The following is a 23,768-nucleotide window of genomic DNA, read 5'->3' on the forward strand; positions in this document are numbered from 1 at the left end:
GCAGGTGCGGCACGTTGCAACAGATGTAGGAGCGGATTCATCCGCGATGCGCCGCGCGGGCGGCGCTCGATCTGATAGGCGCTAGAGAAACCAAGGCGGGCACCTCTCAAGGCCCGCACGATCTCAAGACAGGTTTCTTTCAACACCAACACAATCCAAAGACAGGCCCTCTGCAAGCTCAACCAACCTTACACCGCCCTCCCCCGCCCCCCCATCAACCTCGGCACCCGCCGCCACACCGGCGGAATCCGCAACACCAACAACACCCCACCAACCCCCGCATAGATCGCCCACTCCTTCAGATCCGAACGTACGATCCACAAGAAATGCAGCAACCCCAATCCGAGAATCACATAAACCAGCCGGTGCAGCCTCTTCCACCGCGCCCCCAGCCGCCGCTGGCTATAACGATTGGACGTGACCGCCAACGCCAACAACCCCAAAAACCCCAAAGCCCCAACAATGATGTAGGGCCGCTTGCGCAACTCCACCCCGAACTGCCCCCAGTCCAGCCCCAGGATGAACACCATATAAGCAGTCAGGTGCAGCACTATAAAAGCAAAGCACCACAACCCCAGCTGCCGACGCACCACGATCCACCCGGACCAGCCGGTGAGCCGTTGCAACGGCGTCATGCTCAGGGTGATCAGCAGAAACACCAACGCCCCCAACCCAAGCCGGTCCATCATGATCTTCCCGGGATCCGGCCCAAGCAGCCCCATGGCCGCCTCATAGAACCACCACAACGGAAACAGGCACCCGACCACGAAGATCGCCAGGCGAAACCAGGGATAACGCATCAGTAGTTCTTCCGCAGATCGAGCCCGGTATACAGCGACGCCACTTCATCGGCGTAGCCATTGAACATCAGTGTGTCGCGCACGTTGGGACTGAACAGACCACTGGGCAGCCGACGCTCCCGCGCCTGGGTCCAGCGCGGATGGTCGACGGTCGGGTTGACGTTGGCATAGAAGCCATACTCGTCCGGCGCCAGGCCCTGCCAGGTGGTACGCGGCTGTTCCGCCACCAGGCTGATGCGCACGATCGACTTGATGCTCTTGAATCCGTACTTCCACGGCACGACCAGGCGCAGCGGTGCACCGTTCTGGTTGGCCAGCTCGCGGCCATACATGCCCACCGCCAGTATGGCCAGCGGATTCATCGCCTCGTCCAGACGCAAACCTTCCACGTAGGGCCAATCGATCAAGGCAAACCCCGAACGTTGCCCCGGCATGCTCTTGGGGTCCTGCAAGGTTTCGAACTTGATGTAGCGGGCCTTCGACGTGGGTTCGACCTGCTTGAGCACCTCGGACAAAGGAAAGCCCAGCCACGGGATAACCATCGACCAGGCCTCGACACAACGCAGGCGATAGATCCGCTCTTCAAGCTGGTAGGGTTTGACGAAATCTTCCAGCGCATAACGCCCGGGCTTGGCCACCTCGCCATCAACCACCACGCTCCACGGCTCGGTCTTGAGGCTGCCAGCGTTGGCCGCCGGGTCGCCCTTGTCGGGCCCGAACTCATAAAAGTTGTTGTAGTGGGTGGCATCCTTGAATGGCGTGATCGGCTCGCCGCTCACGGTCACGGCCTGCCAGTGGGTCGCCGCCAGCTTGTCGGTGAACCAGGCAGGCGCATTACCGGCGGCGGCGTCGGCATAACGCGACGGCTCGGCTGCCGAACCCAGTCGAGGGATTGCACCCAGAGCCAGGCCCGCTACAGCACCACCTAGCAGCGTACGGCGTGAGAAGTAGATGTCTTCGGGGGTGATCTCTGACGACTTGCAGTCAGAAGAACGAGATAGTTTGATGAGCATGGCGGCTCCACAGTATGGGCAACTGATGTACCCATAAGACTATGGAGCCGGCAGGTTATTCCGCGATTAAATCATTCAGGCTTTACGACGACGGCCACGCAGCAGGTACTGCACAGGACCGGAAATCGCGTAACCGAGGAAAATCAGCAGCAGGATGCGCGGTGGATCGCTGAACACCACGGCGAACACCAGCACCACCGCGAGGATCGCAACGAACGGCACGCGCCCCTTGAGATCCAGCTCCTTGAAGCTGTTGTACTTGATGTTGCTGACCATCAGCATGCCGGCAGCCGCCACCAGCAGCGCAACCAGGAACGACAGCTTGGAGCCCTGGATGCCGTAATCGCTGAACGCCCACACTGTACCGGCCACCACACCGGCCGCAGCCGGGCTGGCCAAACCGATGAAATAGCGCTTGTCGGCGGTGCCGACCTGGGTGTTGAAGCGCGCCAGGCGCAGCGCAGCGCCCGCCACATAGATGAAGGCAACCATCCAGCCGACCTTGCCCATGTCGCCCAGCGCCCAGCCAAAGGCCAGCAACGCCGGCGCCACACCGAAGGCGACCATGTCCGACAGCGAGTCGTACTCGGCACCGAAGGCGCTTTGGGTGTTGGTCATGCGCGCCACGCGGCCATCGAGGCTGTCGAGCACCATGGCAACGAAGATCGCGATCGCGGCGAAGGCAAAGTACTTGCTTGCCTCGCGCGGGTCGCCGGCGCTCTGCGCACTCATCGAACTGATGATGGAATAGAAACCGGCGAACAGGTTCGCGGTGGTGAACAGGTTGGGCAGCAGGTAGATACCGCGGTGGCGGACCTTGCGCCCTTCGGCATCGTGGCCTTCTTCGACATGCTCATCGACAGGTAGCAGGCTTTCGGCGTCGGAGGGCTTGTTCGGCTCTTCGGGACGTTCGCTCATGAAAAGTACCTTGCAACAGGGTGGAATATGTTCGACATGGGCTCGCGAAACGGGTTCTGACGGCGAGCCACTGGTCGCTTTATACCAGAAGCTGGCCGCGCAAACGAAAAAACGCGGCCGAAGCCGCGTTTTTCATTTATCGAAGCAGGACCTTAGTTCTTGGTCTTGTCGACGATCTTGTTGGCCGAGATCCACGGCATCATCGAGCGCAGCTGCTCGCCGATGATCTCGATGCCGTGGGCGGCGTTGTTGCGGCGCTTGGCGGTCATCGATGGGTAGTTGGTGGCGCCTTCGGAGATGAACATCTTCGCGTACTCGCCGTCCTGGATGCGCTTCAGAGCATTGCGCATGGCCTTGCGGGATTCTTCGTTGATGACTTCAGGGCCAGTGACGTACTCACCGTACTCGGCGTTGTTGGAGATCGAGTAGTTCATGTTGGCGATACCGCCTTCGTACATGAGGTCGACGATCAGCTTCAGCTCGTGCAAGCACTCGAAGTAGGCCATTTCCGGGGCGTAGCCGGCTTCAACCAGGGTTTCGAAACCGGCCTTGACCAGCTCGACGGTACCGCCGCAGAGAACGGCCTGCTCGCCGAACAGGTCGGTTTCGGTCTCGTCCTTGAAGGTGGTTTCGATGATGCCGGTACGGCCGCCACCCACGCCCGAAGCGTAGGACAGGGCGACGTTCTTGGCGTTGCCCGAGGCATCCTGGTAGATGGCGATCAGGTCAGGGATGCCGCCGCCTTTGACGAACTCGGAGCGAACGGTGTGGCCCGGGGCCTTCGGCGCGATCATGATCACGTCGAGGTCGCCACGCGGCACGACCTGGTTGTAGTGGATCGCGAAGCCGTGGGAGAAGGCCAGGGTGGCGCCCTTCTTGATGTTCGGCTCGATTTCGTTCTTGTACAGCTGGCCCTGGAACTCGTCCGGGGTGAGGATCATGACCAGGTCGGCGGCAGCGACGGCAGTGGCAACGTCGGTCACTTTCAGGCCGTGGGCTTCGGCCTTGGCCACGGTGGCCGAACCTTTACGCAGACCGATGGTGACATCCACACCGGAGTCCTTCAGGTTGCACGCCTGGGCGTGGCCTTGGGAACCGTAACCGATGATGGCGACTTTCTTGCCCTGGATGATGGAGAGGTCGCAGTCTTTGTCGTAGAAAACTTTCATGAAAATACCCCTGGTTATATCTCGGCCCCTGCGGAGCCATCGCTAATTTTTGAAGTTAGATGCTGAGCACTTTGTCGCCACGGGCAATGCCGGTGACGCCACTGCGCACGGTTTCGAGAATCGATGCGGTGCCGATGGCCTGGATGAAGCTGTCCAGTTTGTCGCTGGTACCACTCAGCTGCACGGTGTACACGCTGGCGGTCACATCGACGATCTGGCCACGGAAGATATCCGTGGTGCGCTTGATTTCGGCACGCTGGGCACCGGTGGCCTTGACCTTGACCAGCATCAGTTCGCGCTCGATGTGGGCGCTTTCCGACAGGTCGACAAGCTTGACCACTTCGACCAGCTTGTTCAGGTTCTTGGTGATCTGCTCGATCACTTCGTCATGGCCAACGGTGGTCAGCGTCAGACGCGACAGGGTCGGGTCTTCGGTCGGTGCCACGGTCAGGCTTTCAATGTTGTAGTTGCGCTGGGAGAACAGGCCGACCACGCGAGACAAGGCACCGGGTTCGTTTTCCAGCAGCAAGGAGATGATGTGCCGCATATCAGGTACGCTCCGTCTTGCTCAGCCACATGTCACGCATCGAGCCGTCCTTGATCTGCATCGGATAGACGTGCTCGGTCCGGTCGACCGCGATGTCGATGAACACCAGGCGGTCCTTCATTGCGAAAGCCTCTTCCAGTTTTGGCTTGAGGTCTTTCAGGCTGGTGATGCGGATACCCACATGGCCATAGGCCTCGGCCAGCTTGACGAAGTCCGGCAGCGACTCGACGTACGAATGCGAGTGGCGACCGTTGTAGGCCATGTCCTGCCATTGGCGGACCATGCCCAGCACACCGTTGTTCAGGTTGACGATCTTCACCGGCAAACCGTACTGCATGCAGGTGGACAGCTCCTGGATGTTCATCTGGATGCTGCCTTCACCGGTGACGCAGGCCACGTCCTGGTCGGGGAAGTTGAGCTTGACGCCCATGGCCGCGGGGAAACCGAAGCCCATGGTGCCCAGGCCACCGGAGTTGATCCAGCGGTTGGGTTTGTTGAAGCGGTAGTACTGCGCCGCGAACATCTGGTGCTGGCCCACGTCGGAGGTGACGAAGGCATCGCCTTTCGTGACTTCGCACAGGGTCTCGATCACCTGCTGAGGCTTGATGATGTTGCCGTCGCCCTTGTCGTAGGGGAACAACTCACCGTCGCCGCGCCATTCGTCGATCTGCTTCCACCAGGCGTCCAACGCGGCCTTGTCGGGCTGCTCGCCGATCTCTTTCAAGATGGTGAGCATTTCGCTGAGCACGCTTTCGACCGGGCCGACGATCGGCACGTCGGCCTTGATCATCTTGGAGATCGACGCCGGGTCGATGTCGATGTGGATGATCTTGGCGTTCGGGCAGAACTTGGCCGGGCCGTTTACCACGCGGTCGTCGAAACGCGCACCGACGGCGAAGATCACGTCGGCGTGGTGCATGGCCATGTTGGCGGTGTAGCTGCCGTGCATGCCGAGCATGCCGAGGAACTGGCGATCGGTGCCGGGGAAGCCACCGAGCCCCATCAGGGTGTTGGTGACCGGCAGGTTCAGCGACTTGGCGATTTCGGTGAGGGCTTCGGAGCCGCCACCCAGAATTACGCCGCCACCGGAGTAGACGATCGGGCGCTTGGCCGCGAGGAGCATTTCGGCCGCCTTGCGGATCTGGCCGGAGTGGCCGCGCACGGCTGGGCTATACGAACGCAGCTTGACCTTTTTCGGGTAGATGTACTCGAACTTCTCGGCCGGGTTGGTCATATCTTTTGGAATGTCGACCACGACCGGGCCGGGACGGCCGGACTGCGCAAGATAGAATGCTTTTTTCAGGACTTCAGGGATTTCCGAAGCGTGTTTGATCATGAAGCTGTGCTTCACGATCGGCCGGGAAATACCGATCATGTCGGTTTCCTGGAACGCATCGGTACCCACCATGGTGCTGGGCACCTGGCCAGACAGGATGACCATCGGGATGGAATCCATGTAGGCGGTGGCAATGCCGGTGATGGCATTGGTCGCGCCCGGGCCGGAAGTCACCAGCACCACGCCGGCCTTGCCGGTGGCACGGGCGTAACCGTCCGCCATATGGGTGGCAGCCTGCTCGTGACGAACCAGGATGTGCTGGACTTCCGGTTCCTTGAACAGGGCATCGTAAACATGAAGGAGAGCACCACCAGGGTACCCGTAGATGTGCTTAACGCCTTCGTCACGCAAGAAGCGGACGACCATCTCAGCGCCAGATAAAAGCTCCACGTTGTTCACCTCTAAAACGCCAGAATACCGCCCTCACTGAGCGGGTCTTAATAGGTTTACTGCCAAGCAGAGCATGAGCGAACGTCAGCACTGACTGAGCAAGTATTGGGACTGCCCTGGTGTGTTGCGGGCCTTCCCACCCAGCGCGAGGTAACGCGTTGCGGGGTGTTACAAGTCGGCGCGGGTGTGCGCCTCATGATCTGCTTAGCGGGTCTGCTTCTGGCAGTCCCTCTACAGCGGAATCTGGATTCTTGTGATTCGGCGCTCACAAGTCAAGAGAAATTATTGCCAATATTTCGGCAAGATGAATTCCTGCAACCACTAAAAAGGCGAGCAGCAGCAGAAAAAATAAGATTTCCATAAAAAAGGGCCACAATCTGCGGCCCTTAAAGGAAAAAGAGAAGAAATCAGGCTGATGGGCTGATCAATTGGTCGAATTCTGCCAGCAGCCGCCGTAGTTCGCGGCTTTGTTCCGAACGATCGACAAATACCGTTTCCGCCATCACCAGGATGCCGGAGGCATTGGGCAGTGGGTGGCCGTGCTCGAGGATCAACTTCATGCGTGGCAGGAAGATCCACTGCAGCCACTGCTCGAAGGCCATGCTGTCGACCGCGAACGGCACCACGCTGGCCAGTGCTTCTGCGCTGGGCGTGGCATCGCTCCACCAGCCCTGGACCTTGAGCTCGCGCTCGATCAGCAGCAGGTGGTCGGCGATGTCGAGGATGCGCTGTTCCATCACAGGTTGACCCGTGCCTTCTGCCGCGCCAGGGCCGCGCCAGCGCTGTCACCCTGCTTCTCGCGGGACTGGGCGATGGTGTTCCACAGCTGCGCCTGCAGGTCGGGGCGACCGTTGGCGTAGGTCAGGGCACGGCGGGCCAATTGCTCAGACTGCGCCGCGTCACCTTGCGACAGGCGCACCTGGGCCAGGCGGAACAGCACCTGCGGCTCACGCGGTGCGATGCGCTGGGCACGCTCCAGGCTCGAGGCGGCGCCATTGAAGTCGCCACTGCCCTGCTGCTGCTGGGCGGTGGTCAGCAGCGCCAGTACCGGGCCGTCGAGCTGCTCGTCGGCGGACAGGCCACCGCCGGAGACATTGCCGCGCGGAATGCCGGTCGGCGCGCTGGTGACCGGCGTTGGGTTGCTCATCGAGGCGATATCGAACGGCTCGTCGGCGACCGGGTTGGGGTTGGTCGCGATCGGGGCGCTGCTGACCGGGCCTGGTGTGATCGGGCCGGTGCTGATCGGTGCCGCGCCGCTGCCGGCCGGGAACGACTGGATCGGCGCGCCGCCGGTGCCCTGCGGGATCATCACGGTCACGCCGGAGTCCTCGGGCAACGCCTGCGCCTGGCTGCTGCCGCCGCTGGTCGGGTAGGCCGAGGTGCGGTTGGCCGCAATGCGCTCGCTGTTCGAAACCCGGGTGCTCGAATCGACCACCGGAATGTTGCCACGCGGGACGCTGGTACAGCCGTGCAGCACGCTGACTGCCGCCAGGGCAGGTATCCACCACTTGTTCACTTCACACCCTCTTCAGAAGCTCGTGCTCAATTCATCCAGCCCTTGACCCAGTCCATCACCGACTCGGCCGGGTTCTGCTCGCCACCACAGGTGGCGCCAGCGGCTGGTTCACTGCCGCGAATATACGGCATCTGCACCGCTCCCGGACAGCTGCCGTCGGAACCCTGGCCGCTGTAAGGGTCGATCCACGACTTCACGACGTTGTCCGGCTGCGGCATGTCCAGCGGCAGCGGGTCGGCTTTCTTCATGAAGCTGGTCCACACCTGCAACGCACCGGTAGCGCCGGTGAACGGGGTCTTGCCGTTGTCGTCGCGGCCGAGCCAGACCACTGCCAGCAGGTCCTGGCTGAAGCCGGAGAACCAGCTGTCACGCGAGTCGTTACTGGTGCCGGTCTTGCCCGCCAGGGTCAGCGAACTTGGCAGCACGCTGTACACCGAGCGCCCGGTCCCCTCGCGCATCACCCGCTGCATGGCGTTCTGCACCAGGTAGATGGCGCCCGGATCGAAGGTCTGCTGGATCTGGAACGGGTAGCGCTTGAGCGGCTCGCCTTCGGCGGTGAGCACGCTGCGGATACCGCGCATCGGGGTGTTGAAGCCACCGTTGGCGATGGTCTGATACATGGTCGCGACCTGCATCGGCGACATGCCGCCGGCGCCCAGCAGCATCGACGGGAATGCCGGCCAGTCGACCTGCACACCCAGCCGGCCGATGGTCTTGATCACATTGGGCACGCCCACTTCCAGGCCGAGCTTGGCGGTCGACAGGTTGTAGGAGTTGGCAAGACCCTGGTACAGGTAGATGGTGCCGTGCGGGCGGCGGTCGTAGTTCTGCGGGCGCCACACCTGGCCGTCGGCGCCCTTGACCGAGAACGGTTCGTCCTGCACCCAGGTGGTCAGGGTGTACTTGCTTGGCTGCTCCAGGGCGGTGAGATAGACCGCCGGCTTGACCAGCGAGCCGATCGGCCGCACGGCGTCGATGGCGCGGTTGAAGCCGGCGAAGCCCGACTGGCGGCTGCCGATCAACGCCTGGACTTCACCGGTCTCCGGGTTGGTGACGACCATCGCCGATTCCACTTCGTCGGCGCCCTTGCGCCCGGCCAGACGCTTGAAGGTCTCGCTCATGGCGGTCTCGGCCTTCATCTGCAGGATCGGGTCGAAACTGGTGAAGATGCGCAGGCCTTCTTCGGTCAAGTCTTCGTCACGGTAGTCCTGGCGCAGCTGACGCTTGACCAGGTCGAGGAAGGCCGGGAACGAGCTGTCGGCCAGGCTGCCGCGCTTGGTCACGCCCAGCGGCATCTTCTTCGCTGCATCGACCACGTCCTGGCCGACCACGCCCTGTTCGGCGAGCAGATCGAGCACCAGGTTGCGGCGCTGCAGGGCACGCTCGGGATAACGACGCGGGTTGTAGTAGGACGGGCCCTTGACCATGCCCACCAGCAAGGCGATCTGGTGCAGCTTGAGTTCCTGCAGCGGCTGGCTGAAGAAGAACTGGCTGGCCAGGCCGAAGCCGTGCACCGCGCGTTGGCCGTCCTGGCCGACGAACACTTCGTTCAGGTACGCCTCGAGGATCTCACGCTTGTCGTAGTGTATTTCCAGGAGCACGGCCATCATGGCTTCGGTCAGCTTGCGGCTGAGGCTGCGCTCGTTGGTGAGGAAGAAGTTCTTCACCAACTGTTGCGTAAGGGTACTGCCGCCCTGGCGCATGGCGCCGGAGGAGGTGTTGACCCAGACGGCCCGGGCGATGGACTTGGGCGAGACACCGAAGTGGCTGTAGAAATCGCGGTCTTCCGTGGCGATCAGGGTTTCCAGCAGGTACGGCGGTACCTGGTCGATCTTGATCAGGATGCGGTCTTCGAGGTTCTTCGGGTAGATGCCGCCGATCATCAGCGGCTCAAGCCGCACCACATCGAGCTTGCCACCGTTGGCGCCGCTGAGGCCCGCGACGTAGTCGCCGGAGAAGCGCACGCGCACGTACTGCGCCGGCTCCATGCCCTCGTAGAACTGGAAGCCACGGGTGTTGAGCTCGACATCGTTACCGTTGACCGACGCCGCGCCCGGGCCGTTGGCCGCGCTTTCGCGGCGGTAACCCAGGGCGTCGAGCTCGGTGAGGAAGTCGTTGCGGCTGAGCTTCTGGCCGACGAACAGCTCCAGCGGCCGCGCATACACCTTGGCCGGGATGGTCCAGCGCTTGCCGGAGAACTTCTCCTGCACGGTGGCGTCGAGATAGACCGCGAAGCCGGCGATCACCACCAGGCCAACCAGGCTGAGCTTGAGCGCCCAGCCCAGCCAGGCGCGGGTGCGGCCGGTCGGGCGTTGTTTGTTGGTGCGAGGATTTCGGGTACGTGTCATGGCGGCGGATTATACGCACTTTGGAAAAGGGAGGCAGACGCCCCACGGCGGTTTGCAGGGACGGCACCATTGACCATAATGGCGGTTTCGAATTCCCTGCCCCCCAGAAAAGGAACCTCCGTGAGCCAAGCCCTGATCAGCGCGCTGCAGAACCCCGCCCTCTATCCGCACCCGGTCGAGGGCTTCCAGCTCATCGAGACGCACATTTCCTGGGTTCTGCTCACGGGCGAGTTCGCCTACAAGATCAAGAAGCCGATGAACTTCGGCTTCCTCGATTTCACCGGCCTGGACCAGCGCGGGCATTTCTGCAACGAAGAGTTGCGCCTGAACCAGCGCCTGACCGACGGCCTGTACCTGGAAGTGCTGCCGATCACCGGCAGCGCCGAGGCGCCCCAGCTGGGCGGCGAAGGCGCGCCGATCGAGTATGCGCTGAAGATGCGCCAGTTCCCCCAGGGGCAGATGCTCAGCACCCTGCAGGCCAATGGCGAGCTGAATGCCGGCCACATCGACCAGATGGCCGCGCAGATCGCCGCCTTCCACCTGCAGGCACCGAAAGTGCCGGTCGAGCACGCGCTGGGCACCCCGGACGCGGTCATGGCGCCGGTGGAGCAGAACTTCGAGCAGATCCGCCCGTTCCTCAGCGACAAGGCCGACCTGCAACAGCTCGACAACCTGCAAGCCTGGGCCCAGGACAGCTTCAAGCGCCTGCATGGCCTGCTCGAGGCGCGCAAGGCCAACGGTTTCATCCGTGAATGCCACGGCGACATTCACCTGGGTAATGCCACCCTGATCGACGGCAAGGTAGTGATCTTCGACTGCATCGAGTTCAACGAACCGTTCCGCCTGACCGACGTCTACGCCGATGTCGGCTTCCTCGCCATGGACCTCGAAGACCGCGGCCTGAAGTGCCTGTCGCGTCGTTTCATCAGCCAGTACCTGGAACTGACCGGTGACTACGAAGGCCTGGAACTGCTGAACTTCTACAAGGCCTACCGCGCCCTGGTGCGGGCCAAGGTCGCCCTGTTCAGCATGCCGGCCGACGCCGACGGCGTGCAGCGCGCCACCACCCTGCGCACCTACCGCAACTACGCCAACCTGGCTGAAAGCTACAGCGCCATTCCATCGCGCCTGCTGGCAATCACCCATGGTGTCTCGGCCGTGGGCAAAAGCCATGTAGCCATGCGCCTGGTCGAGGCGCTGGGTGCGGTGCGCGTGCGTTCCGACGTCGAGCGCAAGCGCCTGTTCGGCGAGCAGCAACAAGCCGACGCCGGCCAGTTGCAGGCGGGCATCTACGACAAGGACGCCAGCGTGGCCACCTACCAGCGCCTGCATGCGCTGGCGGCAACCATCCTGCGCGCCGGCTTCCCGGTGGTGCTCGATGCCACCTACCTCAAGCACGACCAGCGCAAGGCCGCGGCCGAGGTGGCCAGCGAAACCGGCGTGCCGTTCCTGATCCTCGATTGCCAGGCGCCCGAAGCCGTCATCGCCAGCTGGCTGGCGCAACGCCAGGCCGAGAACGTCGACCCCTCGGATGCCACCCTGGAAGTGGTCCAGGCGCAACAGGCCAGCCGCGAGCCACTGGACGCGGAAGAGCTCAAGCGCAGCAAGCGTGTCGCCACCCAGGAAAGCGCCAGCATGGACCAGCTGATCGAGCAGATTCGCCAGTACCTGCCCGGCCTCTGATGCGTCAGGCGTGAAGCAGTCGACAGTTCACGCCTGAAGTTCGGCGCCTGCTCAGTGATGTCATTACAATATCATCACACCCACGAGGAGGCGCCGCCATGAACCAACCCCGCCAGCTGGACAACGTCCTGTACACCATGGTGCGCGACGAGAAGATCGCGGCCTTCAACCGCGAGAAGCCCGTGGACACGCCCATCGACTTTCGCGGTGGCGATTTCCGTGGCCTCGACCTGCGCGATCTGGATGTGCGTGGTATCGACTTCACCGACGCGTACTTCCGTGCCGCCGACCTGCGCGGGCTCGACCTGCGGGAGAACGGGATGGAAGGGGCAAGCCTTGCCCATGCGCAGATCTCCGGGACTTACTTCCCCAGCGAGCTGAGTGCCGACGAGATCCTGATGTCGGTGAAGTTCGGTACACGCATGCGCTACCGTACCGCCCGCTGACCCCGCCCCCCTGTAGGAGCCAGCTTGCTGGCGAACCGCCTTCCAGCCGATGACAGGCCGAGCAACGGTTCGCCAGCAAGCTGGCTCCTACGGTACGCGCACGCCGCTGGCAGCCTGTCGGCGGCAGATGGCAAAAGGCCGCGCAATTTCCAACCCCCGCTACACTCCACGTTGACCTGCTCGCGATTTATCCCCACGACCCGTTCAGCCATCGCAAGGAGGCTCGATGAACGATGAATTGCAGCATCTGAAAAACCTTGGCAAGACCTCCGCGCAATGGCTGCACGCCGTCGGTATCCACAGTGCATCGGACCTTCGCCGCCTGGGCGCGGTGGGGGCCTATCACGCCGTGAGAACGCGAGGATTCCGGGCTTCGAAGGTGTTGTTGTATGCCATCGAGGGTGCCCTGCTGGACATGCACTGGAACGACCTGCCCGCCGAACGCAAGCAGGCGCTCAACCAACAACTGGATGCGAAAAGCCACCCGCAGAAAATCGAAAAATAATCGGCGAAGGCATTGACTCCGTAATGAGAATCGTTATGATTATCACAACTGGTCGCGAGACTGGTTGGGTAACCTGAAAGCTCCCTGGTTCGGACTCTCAGATTATCTCCTCATCAGGCTAATCACGGTTATTGACCCGGCAACTTGCCGGGTCTTTTTTTGCCTGCAATTCAGTGGGCCTTGCGTAGCTGAGCGCAGTAGTCCTGCTCGGGGAGCGCCGCCGTGTACCAGACGAAGTCGGCCATGCCCGGCTCGACCGCCTCGCCGACCTCCGTCAGCAACAGCACGGTGCTCTGCCCTTTCGCGCCCAGGTCGGCGAGGTGCAACGGCACGCCCAGGTCCTTGCGTGCGTGATAGCTGCCGGTGAGCAGCAAAGCCGGTTGCGGTGCCGCCAGCAGGCGCTCGGCGATGCGCCGGTCACGCTGTTGCTGGACACTGAGCATCGCGGGTAGCTGGCTTTCGGGCAGCAGGTCGCAGTGGCCGGCGCGCACCTGCTCACGCAGTGCCTGCACCACGGCCGGGGCATTCGAACGCTCACCCGCAGGAGCCACTGGCTGGCGATAGGCTTGGCGGATCTCTTCCGGTGACAGGTTGGCGGACAGCAATGGGTAAGGCTGTGCCAACGCCTCGCGGACAATCGGTCCGTACAGCGCCCAATCCCAGCCTTCCTGCCAGCCGAGTGCCTTGGGCAAATCCTGCGCAGGCTGTGCCTGGGCCTTTTGTGCATCGACCAACGGCTGCTGCCCGGGTTCGAGCATCTCGAGCAGCAGACTGCCCTGCGGTCGACGGCTTTCCAGGGCTCGCAGCAACCAGAGCTGCAAGGCATGGTGATCGGGGTTGTCGTGCTTTTCGCCGACCAGTAACCGAGGCGCGCCCTGCAACCGTTGAACCAGTTGTTCAGGTGTCAGTGTCTTGCCGCTGACCAGGTCGACAATCTGCCCAAGCTGCGCGCTGTCGCGCCCCTCACTGCTCTGCCAGGCCGGCAGCGGCTTCAATTGCGCCTGGCAACCTCCCAACGCCAGCGCCAGGCAGATCGACAAGCCGGACAGCAAAGGATGGCGCATGGGTCAGGCTCCTAGCGATTGATGATCAACGGGTGCCCGCGCTCCGGGTGCGGCTGCACCAGCACATCGATACCGAACACGGCGTTGAGTGCCGCCGGGGTCAGCACCCGTTGCGGTGTATCCAGGGCATGGCAGCGGCCGCGCTCCAGCAGCAGGATATGGTCACAGTAGCGTGCCGCCAGGTTGAGGTCATGCAGGATCACCAGCACCGCCGCGCCGCGGTCGGCGAAACTGCGCACCGCCTGCAGCGTGGTGTGCTGGTGCAAGGGGTCGAGGGCGGAGGTCGGCTCGTCCAGCAGCAGCGTGGTGCCCGCCTCGCCCGGCCACAGCTGGGCGAGTACCCGGGCCAGATGCACACGCTGGCGCTCGCCGCCGGACAAGGCCAGGTAACTGCGGCTGGCCAGATGGCCGGCATCCGCCGCCAGCAACGCGGCCTCGACGATCTCGCGGTCGCGCTGGCGACCACTGGCATGAGGCAGGCGACCCAGGCCCACCACTTCGTCGACACTGAAGGCGAACCCCAGGCTGGACGCCTGCGGCAGCACGGCCAGGCGCCGGGCGCGCTCCTGCCCGGGCCAGGCGTCCAGCTCGCGTCCGTCCAGGCGCACTTGCCCGGCACTCGGCGCAAGCTCGCCGCACAGCGCGCCCAGCAGGCTGCTCTTGCCGGCGCCATTGGGGCCGAGGACTCCCAGTATCTGGCCAGGGCGCAGTTGCAAGCTGATATCGCTCAGCACTTCGCTGTTGTCGCGCTTGAGGTGGAGCCTTTCGACGTCGAGCATCAATTACGTACCTTCACCAGCAGGAACAGAAAGAACGGCGCGCCGATGAACGCGGTAACAATACCGATCGGCAGCTCGGCCGGCGCCAAGGCCAGGCGAGCGATCAAGTCGGCGAACAGCAACAGCGTGCCGCCTGCCAGCAGTGACGCGGGTAGCAGCACCCGGTGGTCCGGTCCTGCCACCAGGCGCACCAGATGCGGCACCACCAGGCCGATGAAGCCGATCAGCCCGGCAGCGGCCACCGCCGCGCCGACGCCCAAGGCGGTACAGAACACCAGTTCGCGCTTCAGGCGCTCGACCTCGACGCCCAGGTGGCGCGCCTCGGACTCGCCCAGCAACAGCGCATTGAGCGCCTGGGCCCGCCTCGGTAGCCACAACGCCACCAACGCGGCCACCAGCAGCAACGGCCACAGGCGTTCGTAGCTGGCGCCATTGAGGCTGCCGAGGTTCCAGAAGGTCAGGGTGCGCAGGGTGGCGTCGTCGGCCAGGTAGGTGAACAGGCCGACGGCCGAGCCGCCCAGCGCGGTCATGGCGATACCGGCCAGGAGCATGGTGGCCACGTTGGTCTGCCCATCGCGTCGGCCCAGGCGATAGACCATGGCCGTCACCCCCAGGCCACCGATAAAGGCGCATAGCGACAACAAGTAAGGAGCGAACCATTCGGGCATGCCGCCCAGCCAGCTGCCACCAACAATCGCCACCGCCGCACCCAGGGCGGCGCCACTGGCGACGCCCACCAGCCCGGGATCAGCCAGCGGGTTGCGAAACAGCCCCTGCATGGCCACGCCAGACAGTGCCAATACCGCGCCGACCGCCAGGCCCAGCAAGGTGCGTGGCAGGCGAATCTGACCGAGGATCATCTCGGCCTGTTCGAGGCCGTCACCGGCAAGCGGCAGGCCCATCAAACGCAGACCGCCGCGCACGGTGTCGAGCAACGGCAGGCTGACCGGGCCCAGGGCTAGCGACAGCCAGACCGCCAGCAGGCACAGCAATGCGAGACAAATGAACAATGTACGAGGCGCGACCCGCTGTTTCATTGGCCAAGGCTGTCCTTGGCGGCTGGGTAGAAGCTTGCCGCCAGGTCATGCAACGTGGCGGGCAGGCGCGGCCCCAGGCCACCGACCAGCAAGGTAGGGTCGAGCGACACAAGTCGTTTGTCACGCACCGCCCGCGAAGCGCCCAGGGCTGGGTTCTCTTTCAGCAGTGCCTGCAAGGCCTGCTCGCCACTGAGGGTACGATCGGAGAACACCACTACGTCCGGGTCCAGGGCGGCCAGGGCCTCCACCGAGAAGTTCTTGTACCCTTGGTGATCGGCGAGGTTGCGCGCGCCGGCCTGGCGCAGCACCCAGTCGCCGGAGGTGCCCTGCCCCGCGATTAGCGGCTTGGCACCGGCATGCCCGACCAACAGCAAAACCCCCGGCGCGTTCTGGCTGGCCTGGGCCTGTTTGATCTGGCTTTGCAGGGTGTCCAACTGACGATGGTAGTCAGTTGCCAGCTCGGTGGCTTTCTGCTCGCTCCCCAGCAGCACCCCCAGTTGCTTGAGGTTCTCGTCTACTGCGTCCAGTTCAGCCTTGCTGGAGAACAGTTCGACACGCACGCCCGCCTTGCGGATCTGCGCCAGCACCGGCGGCGGCCCCATCTCCTCGGTACCGACCAGTACATCCGGGCGCAGGCTGAGAATGCCTTCGGCCGACAACTGGCGCTGGTAACCGATGCTGGGCAGCGCCTTGAGCGATTCGGGGTGCTGGCTGGTGGTGTCGACGCCGACCAGGCGCTGTTCGCCGCCCAGGGCGCTGATCCACTCGCTCAGGGCGCCTCCCGCACTGACCAGGCGTTGCGGCAGTTCGTCGGCCAGCGCCTGGGTGGAAAGGGCAAGACCGGCGCACAGGGCGATCAGGGCAACGGGACGGCGCATCTTCGGGTTCCTTTGCAGGTGGCGAGTCGCGCGCCTTGTGGCGGGCGACGCAAGTGCGCACCATAGGCAGCCTGGCGCGGCGAATGCGGGCAATTTGATAATTATTCGCATTGAAGCGTCAAGCCATCCCTTTGTCACACGGCTTAACCGGAAGAAATTACCTTCGATGCATTTTGTATGTGCCTCCACCGACCTCACCGAAGGCCACAGCCGCGCCTTCAGCGTAGCTGGCGTGTCGCTGTTCGGGGTGCGCCGCCAGGGCAAGGTCCACCTCTACCGCAACCGCTGCCCGCACCGCGGCATCCCGCTGAACTGGGAGGCGGACCGGTTTCTCGATGACAGCGCCAGCCTGATCCATTGCGCCCACCATGGCGCACTGTTCGTGATCGACAGCGGCGAATGCGTGGCCGGCCCCTGCGAGGGCGAGTGGCTGGAGGCCCTGGGCTGCCGGGAAGACAGCCAGGGCATCTGGCTCACGGATTGAGCAACACCGGCAATCGCCGGTCGATGACAATCCCACGGGCATCCAGGCGCGTGCCGTAGGCCAGCACCTCGACGCCCTCCGCCACTGCGGCGCGCAGGGCCTGGGCGTAGGCGGCGTCGATTTCCTCGGCTGGGCGCACCGCTTCGATGCCGGTCAGGTTCACGCAGTACAGTTGCACCGCGCGAATCCCTTGCCGTGCCAGCGCCGCCAGCTCGCGCAGGTGCTTGGCCCCGCGTTGGGTGACGGCATCCGGGAAGGCCGCCACGGGCGTATCCGGGAAACCTAACGTGACACTCTTGACCTCGACGTAGGCCGGACGACCCTCGGCGAACTCCAGATAGAAGTCGATGCGGCTGCGTTCCTCGCCATACGCCACTTCACGCTTGAGCAGGTCGAAGCCGGCCAGTTCACTGATGGTGCCCGCGCGCAGTGCCTCCTCGACCAGGGCATTGGCCCGCCCGGTGTTGACGCAGGCCAGCCGCCCCTGGGGCGTTTCGCTGATCTCCCAGGTGCCGGGCAGTTTGCGCTTGGGGTCGTTGGAGCGGCTGAACCAGACTTGCCCACCTTCACGCATGCAGTTGAGCATCGAGCCGGTATTTGGGCAATGGATGGTCAGTTGCTCACCATTGGCCAGCTCGATGTCGGCCAGGAAACGCTTGTAGCGGCGCAACAGGCGCGCCTGTTCGAGTTCCGGGAAAAACACCATCAGCCCTGCCAGCTCCGCAGGCCCCGGGCAATGCGCTGCACCGCCTCCTCCAGGCGCGCCAGGCTCTGGGTGTAGGCGAAGCGCACATGATGCCCGGCCTGGTGGCGGCCAAAATCCAGGCCCGGCGTGAAGGCCAGGTGCTCGGTTTCCAGGAAGTGCCGGCAGAAGGCGAAGGCATCACCACCAAAGGCGCTGATATCGGCATACAGATAGAAGGCGCCCTGTGGCTCGACGGCGATGCCGAAGCCCAGCTCGCGCAGTGCCGGCAGCAGGTAGTCACGGCGGCGGGCGAACTCGGCGCGACGCTCCTCGAGAATGGCCAAGGTGTCCGGCTGGAAGCACGCCAGGGCGGCATGCTGGGCCATGCTTGGGGCACTGATGTAGAGGTTCTGTGCCAGCTTCTCGAGGTCGCCCACCGCCGAAGGTGGGGCAACCAGCCAACCTAGGCGCCAGCCGGTCATGCCGAAGTATTTCGAGAAACTGTTCAGGACGAAAGCCTCGTCGTCCACTTCCAACACGCTGGGTGCATCCATGCCGTAGGTCAGGCCGTGGTAGATCTCATCCACCACCAGATGGCCATGGCGCTCGCGGGTGGCCTTGGACAGGCTGGCCAGCTCGTCGCGGTCGAGCACCGTGCCGGTCGGGTTGGCCGGCGAGGCCACCAGGGCACCGACGGTGTCCTTGTCCCAATGACGCTCGACCAGATCGGCGGTGAGTTGGTAATTCACATCCGGCCCCACCGGCACCAACTGCGCGCCGCCTTCGACCAGGCGCAGGAAGTGGCGGTTGCACGGATAGCCCGGGTCCGCCAGCAGCCAGTGCTTGCCTGGGTCGACCAGCAAACTGCTGGCCAGCAGCAGCGCACCGGAACCGCCCGGCGTGATCAGTACGCGCTCCGGGTCCAGGTTCACACCGTAGCGCTGGCCATAGAACCCGGCGATCGCCTCGCGCAGCTGCGGCAGGCCGCGGGCCGCGGTGTAGCGGGTGTGCCCTGCGGCCAGTGCGGCCTGGCCGGCGGCGACGATCGGCGCGGCGGTGGTGAAGTCCGGCTCGCCGATCTCGAGGTGGATCACGTCGTGGCCTGCGGCCTGCAGCTCGTTGGCGCGGGCCAGCAGGGCCATGACGTGGAAGGGTTCGATGGCGCGACTGCGCGCACTGTGTGGCTGAGCCATGGGCCTTCTCTCAATTGGGTCTAAACTGGTGATTCTACCTGTGCACACGACCGAACGCGCCGGCCAGGCCGCTGTCAAAAGCAGGCATAGAGCGGGGTAGCGCACCCCGGATCTATCTGGTAAGTTCGGCGGCTCGCAGTCGCAGGGCCGGCGGGCGCCGGAGATGGAAGCAAGCCTGCGCATTGGATCAGATGAGTGAGAGGCGGTCTATTCATGTCCACCGTAGAAAAGCAAAAAGTCCAGACCATGTACGGTGTCGAGCCCTACGTCGAAAAGCAAGGTGAGGAGTACATGGGCGAGCCCATGAAGAAGCACTTCACCAAGCTCCTCGGTGCCTGGAAACAGGAACTGATGAACAGCGTGGACCGTACCGTGGATCACATGAAGGACGAAGCGGCCAACTTCCCCGACCCGGCCGACCGTGCCAGCCAGGAAGAAGAGTTCGCCCTGGAGCTGCGCAACCGTGATCGCGAGCGCAAGTTGATCAAGAAGATCGACAAGACCCTCGACAAGATCAAGGACGACGAGTACGGCTGGTGTGACTCCTGTGGCATCGAGATCGGCCTGCGTCGCCTGGAAGCCCGTCCGACCGCAGACCTGTGCTTCGACTGCAAGGAAATTGCGGAGAAAAAGGAAAAGACGGTCGGCAAAGGCTGATCCCTCTCCCTTTCAGACGGGGCGCATCATGCGCCCCGTTTTCATTTATATAGCTTGCCCAGCCCATGAACGACTCCCGCTACATCGGCCGCTTCGCCCCCACCCCCAGCGGCTTTCTGCACTTCGGCTCGCTGGTGGCCGCCCTCGCCTCCTGGCTCGATGCCCGCGCCGTGAACGGCCGCTGGCTGCTGCGCATGGAAGACACCGACCCCCCCCGGGAAATGCCCGGCGCCCGTGACGCGATCCTGCAGACGCTGGAGCGCTACGGGCTGGAATGGGACGGCGAGGTGGTGTTCCAGAGCCAGCGCCACGAGGCCTATGCCGCTGTCGTCGACCGCCTGTTCAACATGGGCCTGGCCTACGCCTGCACCTGCTCGCGCAAGCAGCTGGAAGGCTACGACGGTGTCTACCCGGGGTTTTGCCGCAATGCCGGGCATGCTCGCGAAGGTGCGGCGATCCGCCTGCGGGTGCCGGAGCTGATCTACCGGTTCAGTGACCGGGTCCAGGGCGGGTTCGAGCAACACCTGGGACGTGAGGTGGGCGATTTCGTCATCCAGCGCCGCGACGGGCTGTATGCCTACCAGTTGGCGGTGGTACTGGACGATGCCTGGCAGGGCGTCACCGACATCGTGCGTGGCGCCGACCTGCTGGACAACACGCCGCGCCAGTTGTACCTGCAGGAGTTGCTGGGTTTCTCGCAACCGCGGTACCTGCATATCCCGCTGATCGTCCAGCCCGACGGGCACAAGCTGGGCAAGTCTTACCGTTCGCCACCGCTGGAGGCGGACCAGGCAACGCCGTTGTTGTTGCGGGCCCTGCGCGCGCTTGGGCAGCAGGCGGATCCGGTGCTGATAGGCGCCAGCCCGGCCGAGGTGCTAGCCGTGGCGCGTCAGCAGTGGCAACCGGACAACATTGCGCGGCAAATGGCGGTGCCCGAGGCCGATCTTCGTTGAGTGTCTCGCGGGCCCTTTCGCCGGCAAGCCGGCTCCTACAGGGTTTCGCGCCACCGGTAGGAGCCAGCTTGCTGGCGAAAGGGCCCTACCGTGCAACACCAGATTCCATTTGAAAACCCAATCAATTCAATCTTTTGGCTAACCACATGGAATCCGGCTAGCATCGCCCCAGCCATTTGCGCCAATAATAAGTCCAAGCCCGCAGCGCCCAACCCATCGAGGCCAGCATGTACATCTATCGTTTGGTCCTGCTTCTGGTCGTGGGGATCTACCTGTTCTCCCCGGCCATCATGGACTGGTGGATCGAACCGACCGGTGCCTGGTACCGCCCCTACCTGCTCTGGCTGATCCTGATCGTCGTCACCTTCATCCTGCAGAGCCAACGAGATGCCGATGAGCTTTAGCCTGACCCAGATGATCCTGATCAGCGCCGCCTACCTGCTGGTGCTGTTCGGCGTGGCCTGGATCAGCGAACGCGGGCTGATCCCGCGGGCGGTCATCCGCCACCCCCTGACCTACACCTTGTCGCTGGGCGTCTACGCCAGTGCCTGGGCCTTCTATGGCTCGGTCGGCCTGGCCTACCAGTACGGCTACGGGTTCCTTGCCTGCTATCTCGGGGTGTCCGGGGCCTTCCTGCTGGCGCCGGTGTTGCTCTATCCCATCCTCAAGATCACCCGCACCTACCAGCTGTCTTCGCTGGCCGACCTGCTGGCGTTTCGCTTTCGCAGCACCTGGGCCGGCGCGCTGACCACGGTGATCATGCTGATCGGCGTGCTGCCGTTGCTGGCGTTGCAGATACAGGCGGTAGCCGACTCGATCAGCATCCTCACCGGCGAGCCGGTCAAGGCGCGGGTGGCCTTCGCCTTTTGCGTGCTGATCATCCTGTTCACCATCTTCTTCGGTTCTCGCCACATCGCCACCCGCGAGAAACACGAAGGCCTGGTGTTCGCCATCGCCTTCGAATCGGTGATCAAACTCGTGGCACTGGGTGGTATCGGCCTGTATGCGCTGTATGGCGTGTTCGGCGGGCCCCACGGGCTGGAAGTCTGGCTGCTGCAGAACCAGACCGCCCTCGCCGCCCTGCACACGCCGCTGCAGGAAGGCCCGTGGCGCACCCTGCTGCTGGTGTTCTTCGCCTCGGCGATCGTCATGCCGCACATGTACCACATGGCCTTTACCGAGAACCTGAGCCCGCGCTCGCTGGTCAGCGCCAGCTGGGGCCTGCCGCTGTTCCTGCTGCTGATGAGCCTGGCCGTGCCGCTGGTGCTGTGGGCCGGCCTGCGCCTGGGCGCCAGCACCAACCCCGAGTACTTCACCCTGGGCCTGGGCATCGCCGCCAACAACGAGGCGCTGGCCCTGCTGGCCTACGTCGGCGGGCTGTCGGCGGCCAGCGGGCTGATCATCGTCACCACCCTGGCGCTGTCGGGCATGGCGCTGAACCACCTGGTGCTGCCGCTGTACCAGCCGCCGGCCGAAGGCAACATCTACCGCTGGCTGAAGTGGACCCGCCGGGCGCTGATCGTCGCCATCATCACCGCCGGCTTCGTCTTCTACCTCACCCAGAACAACCACCAGAGCCTGGCCAACCTGGGCATCGTCGCCTTCGTCGCCACCCTGCAGTTCCTGCCCGGGGTGCTCTCGGTGCTGTACTGGCCGACCGCCAACCGCCGCGGGTTCATCGCCGGCCTGGTGGCGGGCACGCTGGTGTGGATGGTGACCATGCTGCTGCCGCTGCTGGGCAACCTGCAGGGTTTCTACATCCCGCTGCTGGACATGATCTATGTGCTGGACGACACCAGCTGGCACATGGCGGCCATCGCCTCGCTGGCGGCCAACGTCCTGCTGTTCACGCTGATCTCGCTGTTCACCAACGCCAGCAGCGAAGAAGTCAGCGCCGCCGAGGCCTGCGCGGTGGACAACGTGCGCCGCCCGCAGCGCCGGGAACTGCACGCCGCCTCGCCCCAGGAGTTCGCCACGCAACTGGCCAAGCCGCTGGGGGCAAAGGCTGCGCAGAAGGAGGTCGAACAGGCCCTGCGCGACCTCTACCTGCCGTTCGACGAACGCCGCCCCTATGCCCTGCGGCGCCTGCGCGACCGTATCGAGGCCAACCTCTCGGGGCTGATGGGCCCGAGCGTGGCCCAGGACATGGTCGAGACCTTCCTGCCCTACAAGTCGGGTAATGAGAACTACGTCACCGAAGACATCCACTTCATCGAGAGCCGCCTCGAGGACTACCACTCACGCCTGACCGGGTTGGCCGCCGAGCTCGACGCCCTGCGCCGCTACCACCGCCAGACCCTCCAGGAACTGCCCATGGGCGTGTGTTCGCTGGCCAAGGACCAGGAGATCCTGATGTGGAACAAGGCGATGGAGGAACTGACCGGCATTGCCGCCAAGCACGTGGTCGGCTCGCGCCTGGTGACCATCGACGAACCCTGGCGCGGCCTGCTGCAAGGCTTCATCAACGTGCCTGACGAACACCTGCACAAGCAGCGGCTGGCCCTCGATGGCCAGCCGCGCTGGCTCAACCTGCACAAGGCGGCCATCGACGAGCCGCTGGCCCCGGGCAACAGCGGCCTGGTGCTGCTGGTCGAGGACCTGACCGAGACGCAAGCGCTGGAAGAAAAGCTGGTGCACTCCGAACGCCTGGCCAGCATCGGCCGCCTGGCCGCTGGCGTGGCCCACGAGATCGGCAACCCGATCACCGGGATCGCCTGCCTGGCGCAGAACCTGCGCGAGGAACGCGAGGGCGACGGCGAGATCATCGAGCTGTCCAGCCAGATCCTCGAGCAGACCAAGCGCGTGTCGCGCATCGTCCAGTCACTGATGAGCTTCGCCCATGCCGGCGGCAGCCAGCAGAACAGCGAGGAGCCGGTGTGCCTGGCCGAAGTGGCACAGGATGCCATTGGTCTGCTGGCGTTGAACCGGCGCAACTTCGAAGTACAGTTCTTCAACCTCTGCGACCCGGACCACTGGGTCGAGGGCGATCCGCAGCGCCTGGCCCAGGTGCTGATCAACCTGCTCTCCAACGCCCGTGACGCCTCGCCACCCGGCAGCGCCGTGCGGGTGCGCAGCGAAGTCAGCGAACACACCGTCGACCTGGTGGTCGAGGACGAGGGCAGCGGCATCCCCAAAAGCATCATGGACCGGCTGTTCGAACCCTTCTTCACCACCAAGGACCCGGGCGAGGGAACCGGACTGGGGCTTGCTCTGGTCTATTCCATCGTGGAAGAGCATTATGGGCAAATCACCATCGACAGCCCGGCCGACATCGAGCGCCAACGTGGTACCCGGATCCGCGTGACCCTGCCCCGGCATGTCGTAGCGACGTCCCCTGAAATTCGAGACCGTCGAGAGAATTGAATCA

General features: G+C 64.0%; 23 protein-coding genes. 8 read left to right on the forward strand and 15 right to left on the reverse strand.

Annotation, left to right across the window (positions count from 1 at the left end; genetic code table 11):
* Nucleotides 1–188 precede the first annotated feature (188 nt).
* The 9 genes from msrQ to mrcB form a co-directional block, all read right to left on the reverse strand.
* The gene (msrQ, locus tag NGM28_RS00005) at nucleotides 189–800 is read right to left on the reverse strand and encodes a protein-methionine-sulfoxide reductase heme-binding subunit MsrQ (RefSeq protein ID WP_252088341.1); all 612 of its coding nucleotides are present in this window, start codon (nucleotides 798–800) and stop codon (nucleotides 189–191) included.
* Nucleotides 800–1,813 carry a protein-methionine-sulfoxide reductase catalytic subunit MsrP gene (msrP, locus tag NGM28_RS00010; protein WP_252088342.1) on the reverse strand — a complete coding sequence of 338 codons (1,014 nt, stop codon included), beginning with the start codon at nucleotides 1,811–1,813 and terminating at the stop codon, nucleotides 800–802. Before msrP ends, msrQ begins: the two co-directional genes overlap by 1 nt.
* Nucleotides 1,814–1,888: 75 nt before the next feature.
* Nucleotides 1,889–2,731, reverse strand: a complete 843-nt coding sequence (pssA, locus tag NGM28_RS00015) for a CDP-diacylglycerol--serine O-phosphatidyltransferase (RefSeq protein WP_240064793.1) — start codon at nucleotides 2,729–2,731, stop codon at nucleotides 1,889–1,891.
* A 152-nt stretch (nucleotides 2,732–2,883) separates the two neighbouring features.
* Nucleotides 2,884–3,900 (reverse strand): ketol-acid reductoisomerase, encoded by a 1,017-nt coding sequence (gene ilvC / locus NGM28_RS00020; protein WP_240064794.1) that lies wholly within the window; start codon nucleotides 3,898–3,900, stop codon nucleotides 2,884–2,886.
* 55 nt (nucleotides 3,901–3,955) lie between these two features.
* Nucleotides 3,956–4,447, reverse strand: coding sequence for an acetolactate synthase small subunit (gene ilvN / locus NGM28_RS00025; protein WP_003250040.1), 492 nt, complete (start codon nucleotides 4,445–4,447; stop codon nucleotides 3,956–3,958).
* Between the two features lies 1 nt (nucleotide 4,448).
* Nucleotides 4,449–6,173 carry an acetolactate synthase 3 large subunit gene (locus NGM28_RS00030; protein ID WP_240064795.1) on the reverse strand — a complete coding sequence of 575 codons (1,725 nt, stop codon included), beginning with the start codon at nucleotides 6,171–6,173 and terminating at the stop codon, nucleotides 4,449–4,451.
* Nucleotides 6,174–6,580: 407 nt separating this feature from the next.
* Nucleotides 6,581–6,913, reverse strand: coding sequence for a YqcC family protein (locus NGM28_RS00035; RefSeq protein ID WP_252088343.1), 333 nt, complete (start codon nucleotides 6,911–6,913; stop codon nucleotides 6,581–6,583).
* On the reverse strand, nucleotides 6,910–7,689 hold the full coding sequence (locus NGM28_RS00040; protein WP_240064796.1) for a tetratricopeptide repeat protein: 780 nt from the start codon (nucleotides 7,687–7,689) through the stop codon (nucleotides 6,910–6,912). Before NGM28_RS00040 ends, NGM28_RS00035 begins: the two co-directional genes overlap by 4 nt.
* A 26-nt stretch (nucleotides 7,690–7,715) precedes the next feature.
* Nucleotides 7,716–10,037, reverse strand: a complete 2,322-nt coding sequence (gene mrcB / locus NGM28_RS00045) for a penicillin-binding protein 1B (protein ID WP_240064797.1) — start codon at nucleotides 10,035–10,037, stop codon at nucleotides 7,716–7,718.
* A gap of 120 nt (nucleotides 10,038–10,157) precedes the next feature.
* Between mrcB and NGM28_RS00050 the strand changes: the two genes are divergently transcribed.
* The 3 genes from NGM28_RS00050 (at nucleotide 10,158) to NGM28_RS00060 (ending at nucleotide 12,671) form a co-directional block, all read left to right on the forward strand.
* Nucleotides 10,158–11,720 (forward strand): bifunctional aminoglycoside phosphotransferase/ATP-binding protein, encoded by a 1,563-nt coding sequence (locus NGM28_RS00050; protein WP_252088344.1) that lies wholly within the window; start codon nucleotides 10,158–10,160, stop codon nucleotides 11,718–11,720.
* Between the two features lie 98 nt (nucleotides 11,721–11,818).
* Nucleotides 11,819–12,166: a pentapeptide repeat-containing protein gene (locus tag NGM28_RS00055; RefSeq protein ID WP_240064799.1), complete on the forward strand. Its 348-nt coding sequence runs from the start codon at nucleotides 11,819–11,821 to the stop codon at nucleotides 12,164–12,166.
* A gap of 226 nt (nucleotides 12,167–12,392) precedes the next feature.
* Complete coding sequence (locus tag NGM28_RS00060) at nucleotides 12,393–12,671, forward strand: TfoX/Sxy family protein (protein ID WP_011535742.1); 279 nt, start codon at nucleotides 12,393–12,395, stop codon at nucleotides 12,669–12,671.
* Nucleotides 12,672–12,841: 170 nt separating this feature from the next.
* On the opposite strand, the gene NGM28_RS00065 is transcribed toward NGM28_RS00060, so the two are convergent.
* From NGM28_RS00065 to NGM28_RS00080, 4 genes are read right to left on the reverse strand one after another with little or no spacing between them, the layout of a single operon-like run.
* Complete coding sequence (locus NGM28_RS00065; protein WP_240064800.1) at nucleotides 12,842–13,735, reverse strand: ChaN family lipoprotein; 894 nt, start codon at nucleotides 13,733–13,735, stop codon at nucleotides 12,842–12,844.
* A gap of 11 nt (nucleotides 13,736–13,746) precedes the next feature.
* Nucleotides 13,747–14,517 (reverse strand): heme ABC transporter ATP-binding protein, encoded by a 771-nt coding sequence (locus NGM28_RS00070; RefSeq protein ID WP_502943812.1) that lies wholly within the window; start codon nucleotides 14,515–14,517, stop codon nucleotides 13,747–13,749.
* The gene (locus NGM28_RS00075; RefSeq protein WP_252088554.1) at nucleotides 14,514–15,497 is read right to left on the reverse strand and encodes a FecCD family ABC transporter permease; all 984 of its coding nucleotides are present in this window, start codon (nucleotides 15,495–15,497) and stop codon (nucleotides 14,514–14,516) included. Before NGM28_RS00075 ends, NGM28_RS00070 begins: the two co-directional genes overlap by 4 nt.
* A gap of 50 nt (nucleotides 15,498–15,547) precedes the next feature.
* The gene (locus NGM28_RS00080; protein WP_252088346.1) at nucleotides 15,548–16,429 is read right to left on the reverse strand and encodes a heme/hemin ABC transporter substrate-binding protein; all 882 of its coding nucleotides are present in this window, start codon (nucleotides 16,427–16,429) and stop codon (nucleotides 15,548–15,550) included.
* Nucleotides 16,430–16,595: 166 nt separating this feature from the next.
* Between NGM28_RS00080 and NGM28_RS00085 the strand changes: the two genes are divergently transcribed.
* Nucleotides 16,596–16,913, forward strand: coding sequence for a Rieske (2Fe-2S) protein (locus tag NGM28_RS00085; RefSeq protein WP_252088347.1), 318 nt, complete (start codon nucleotides 16,596–16,598; stop codon nucleotides 16,911–16,913).
* Here NGM28_RS00085 and sfsA read toward each other — a convergent pair.
* Both sfsA and NGM28_RS00095 read right to left on the reverse strand, forming a co-directional pair.
* Complete coding sequence (gene sfsA, locus NGM28_RS00090) at nucleotides 16,903–17,619, reverse strand: DNA/RNA nuclease SfsA (protein WP_240064804.1); 717 nt, start codon at nucleotides 17,617–17,619, stop codon at nucleotides 16,903–16,905. The two genes, NGM28_RS00085 and sfsA, sit on opposite strands and share 11 nt — an antisense overlap.
* The gene (locus tag NGM28_RS00095; RefSeq protein ID WP_252088348.1) at nucleotides 17,619–18,791 is read right to left on the reverse strand and encodes a pyridoxal phosphate-dependent aminotransferase; all 1,173 of its coding nucleotides are present in this window, start codon (nucleotides 18,789–18,791) and stop codon (nucleotides 17,619–17,621) included. Before NGM28_RS00095 ends, sfsA begins: the two co-directional genes overlap by 1 nt.
* Nucleotides 18,792–19,004: 213 nt before the next feature.
* Between NGM28_RS00095 and dksA the strand changes: the two genes are divergently transcribed.
* The 4 genes from dksA to NGM28_RS00115 all read left to right on the forward strand — a co-directional run bounded on the left by dksA (nucleotide 19,005) and on the right by NGM28_RS00115 (nucleotide 23,764).
* Nucleotides 19,005–19,448: an RNA polymerase-binding protein DksA gene (dksA, locus tag NGM28_RS00100; protein ID WP_011535750.1), complete on the forward strand. Its 444-nt coding sequence runs from the start codon at nucleotides 19,005–19,007 to the stop codon at nucleotides 19,446–19,448.
* A gap of 65 nt (nucleotides 19,449–19,513) precedes the next feature.
* A complete protein-coding gene (gene gluQRS / locus NGM28_RS00105) occupies nucleotides 19,514–20,401 on the forward strand; it encodes a tRNA glutamyl-Q(34) synthetase GluQRS (protein ID WP_252088349.1) in 888 nt (295 codons plus the stop codon).
* 227 nt (nucleotides 20,402–20,628) lie between these two features.
* Nucleotides 20,629–20,805, forward strand: a complete 177-nt coding sequence (locus NGM28_RS00110) for a hypothetical protein (RefSeq protein WP_003250005.1) — start codon at nucleotides 20,629–20,631, stop codon at nucleotides 20,803–20,805.
* On the forward strand, nucleotides 20,789–23,764 hold the full coding sequence (locus tag NGM28_RS00115; protein WP_213658373.1) for a sensor histidine kinase: 2,976 nt from the start codon (nucleotides 20,789–20,791) through the stop codon (nucleotides 23,762–23,764). Before NGM28_RS00110 ends, NGM28_RS00115 begins: the two co-directional genes overlap by 17 nt.
* Nucleotides 23,765–23,768 lie beyond the last annotated feature (4 nt).

It is taken from the genome of Pseudomonas sp. MWU13-3659, assembly GCF_023757525.1.
GTDB classification, from domain to species: domain Bacteria; phylum Pseudomonadota; class Gammaproteobacteria; order Pseudomonadales; family Pseudomonadaceae; genus Aquipseudomonas; species Aquipseudomonas entomophila_E.